At 68.8% G+C, this 3,010-nt stretch carries 2 protein-coding genes; both read left to right on the forward strand.

All coding sequences use genetic code 11. The features are described 5' to 3' along the window. The first annotated feature begins 185 nt into the window (after positions 1-185). Positions 186-2,375: an MMPL family transporter gene (locus ACIQOV_RS35070; RefSeq protein WP_401054892.1), complete on the forward strand. Its 2,190-nt coding sequence runs from the start codon at positions 186-188 to the stop codon at positions 2,373-2,375. Positions 2,376-2,689: 314 nt separating this feature from the next. Continuing rightward, on the forward strand, positions 2,690-2,896 hold the full coding sequence (locus ACIQOV_RS35075; RefSeq protein ID WP_030060364.1) for a cold-shock protein: 207 nt from the start codon (positions 2,690-2,692) through the stop codon (positions 2,894-2,896). Positions 2,897-3,010: the final 114 nt, after the last annotated feature.

The following is a 3,010-nucleotide window of genomic DNA, read 5'->3' on the forward strand; positions in this document are numbered from 1 at the left end:
GTTGAAGCACACGGGGGCTCCTTGCCGGGCGGCAAGCAAGTGCTCGTAGGATGATGCCCCAGATCCACTTACCTGCCGACCGGCAAGGGAGTGCCCGCCGGGCATTCCCCGAGCCGGTCCTGCCGTCGCCCAGCGTCCCGTCCCCCAAGGGCTGCGGTGAACCATGCCCAGGAGGCATCACGAGCATGTTCCACCGACTAGGACAATTCGTCGTTCGCCGTGCGTGGTGGGTGATCGCCGCATGGGTCGTCGCGATGGTCGCCATCGTCGCGACGGCGCCGAAGATCACCGCACAGACGGACGAGGCGTCGTTCCTCCCCAAGCACTACGAGTCGATCCAGGCCGCCGCGCTCCAGGAACAGGCGTTCCCGGCCAGCTTCACGCCGTCCGCGCTGGCACTCTTCGAGCGCAACGACGGCGGTGCGCTGAACGAGGGCGACAAGGCCGCGATGGCCAAGATCGTCCAGGGCCTCACGGACAAGAAGATCGAGGCGGTCGAGAAGATCATCCCGGTCGGCGAGCAGACCACGTCCAAGGACGGCAAGTACGCGCTCGCGCCGATAGCCATCGACAAGACCAAGCAGCAGGACCCCAAGGCGTTCGGCGACGTCGCCAAGCACCTCCGTGAGGAGGGCAAGGCACTCAGCGCGGGGACCGACGTCAAGTTCCAGCTCGGTGGCGCCGCCGCCCAGTCGCTGGACCAGCAGGACGCCTCCGGCTCGGCCGACGCCCTCATCGGACTGGCGACGATCGTCCTGGTCGCGATCATCGTCGGGATCATCTTCCGCAGCATCCTGGCCGGCCTGCTGCCGCTCCTGGTCTCGCTCGTGGTCGCCATGCCGACCTCCAACGGCCTGATCAACTACGCCACCAAGGCCTTCGGCCTCGAAACCACCCCGATACTCTCGGCGATCCTGATCGTCGTCGTGCTCGGCGTCGGCACCGACTACTTCCTCTTCCTGGCGTTCCGCTACCGCGAGCGGCTGCGGGCCGGTGACGACCGCAAGGAGGCCGTGGCCAACGCGGTCGGGCGGGTCGGCGAGGCGATCGCCTCCGCCGCCGGCGCGGTCACCGTCGCCTTCGCCGTGCTGATCCTCTCCAGCCTGGGCATGTTCAAGGCCCTCGGCCCCGCCCTGGCCATCGCCGTCGTGGTCACCGCCTTCGCCTCGCTCACCCTGGCCCCGGCCCTGCTCGCGGTCATCCCGGCCCGTGCCGTGTTCTGGCCGGGCAAGAAGTGGATGCGGGAGCCGAACGACGCTCGCTTCGCCGCGCTCGGCCGGATGATGCAGAAGCGCCCGGCGGTGGTCGCGCTCGCCTCCGGCGGCGTCCTGCTGGCGCTGTCCGTCGGCGCCCTGGGCTACAACGGCACCTTCGACCTCGCGGGCAGTTCCATGCCGAAGGAGAAGGAGTCGATGGTCGTTCAGGACAAGATGATCAACGGCTTCTCCGCCGGTGCGGCCGACCCGACCCACGTCTTCCTCACCAGCACCAGCGGCGCCAAGCTCGACCCGGGCGCGTTCGACTCCTACGCCGCCAAGCTCGGCGAGGTCTCCGGAGTGGCCCAGGCCGCGCCGAAGCCCCAGCTCAGCGCGGACGGCGTGACGGCCGACTTCACCGTCATGCTGAAGGACAAGCCGGACAGCAACGAGGCGATCGCGACCCTCACCCGGCTCCGGGAGGCCGCGCACGGCCAGGTACCGGCCGGCACCGAGGCGAAGGTCGGCGGCCTGACCGCCATCTACAAGGACATCAACCTCGCGATGACCCACGACTACAAGCTGGTCTTCCCGATCGCGGGTCTGCTGATCCTGCTCATCCTCGGCCTGCAACTGCGCAGCGTCGTCGCCCCCTGGTACCTGATGGCCTCGGTCGGCCTGGGCTTCACCGCCACCCTCGGCGCCACCACGCTGCTCTTCCAGAACCTCGGCGGCGAGGCCGGCCTGATGTTCATGCTGCCGATCCTCATCTACCTCTTCGTGGTGGCGATCGGCACCGACTACAACATCCTGATCATCGCCCGCCTCCGCGAGGAGGCCCGCGAGGGCCGCAACCCGCGTGAGGCCGCGCGCGAGGCGCTGCGCCACGGCGGCCCGACCGTCGCGGCGGCCGGCTTCATCCTGGCGGCGTCCTTCGCGACCTTCATGCTCGCGGGCAACATCTTCATGCTGGAGTTCGGCTTCGCGATGGCCTTCGGCATCATCCTGGCCGCCTTCGTGATGGCGATGTTCTTCACCCCGGCGCTCACCGCGCTGATCGGCAACAAGGCGTGGTGGCCCGGCCACGGCGCCGACCCCGGCCACGGTCACGGCCACGGCGAGGGCCCGGCCCCGCTGCCCGGCGCGCACGGCATGCCGGAGCCGGCCGGCCGGCGCTGACCCGACCGGTCGGCCCTGGTCCGACCGGGTCCGCGAGGACAGGCGGCGTCCCGCTTCGGCGGGGCGCCGCTGCCCCTTTGCCGGAGCCGCCAAACGTGATCTCCGAGGCGGAAAATCCCCGGTCACGCCCGGTTCCACCGTGCTACAGTCGATGCAGTTGCAGTTTTGGTTCCCATGAACGTGGTGTGCGCCTGCTGGTTCCAACCGACAGGCGCATTTGTTTTGTCCGGTGTTTCAGTCTCCGGATGGGGATCGCGGCTACTTGGGGATCCACGAGGTGTGGGTCCCTGATGCCCCAGTTAGAGGAGACGGTTATGGCTACCGGCACCGTGAAGTGGTTCAACAGCGAAAAGGGCTTCGGCTTCATCGAGCAGGATGGCGGCGGCGCCGACGTGTTCGCCCACTACTCGAACATCCAGGCTCAGGGCTTCCGTGAGCTGTTCGAGGGCCAGAAGGTCGAGTTCGACGTCACCCAGGGCCAGAAGGGCCCGCAGGCCGAGAACATCCAGATCATCGGCTGACGTCAGCTCCACGCTGACTCGCGATCATCGCGAAGCGGGGGGGCGCCCCCCCCCGGGGGGGGCCCCCCCCAAGGCCCCCGAAGGGCCCGGAGGGAGGGCACACCGAATTAAAAC

Origin of the sequence: Kitasatospora sp. NPDC091257, assembly GCF_044757675.1 — a bacterium.
Lineage (GTDB): Bacteria > Actinomycetota > Actinomycetes > Streptomycetales > Streptomycetaceae > Kitasatospora > Kitasatospora lactacystinica.

Excerpts from the sequence above, each read along its gene's own strand:
- ACIQOV_RS35070 (WP_401054892.1), top strand. The coding sequence starts at position 186 with ATGTTCCACCGACTAGGACAATTCGTCGTTCGCCGTGCGTGGTGGGTG.
- ACIQOV_RS35075 (WP_030060364.1), top strand. The coding sequence starts at position 2,690 with ATGGCTACCGGCACCGTGAAGTGGTTCAACAGCGAAAAGGGCTTCGGC.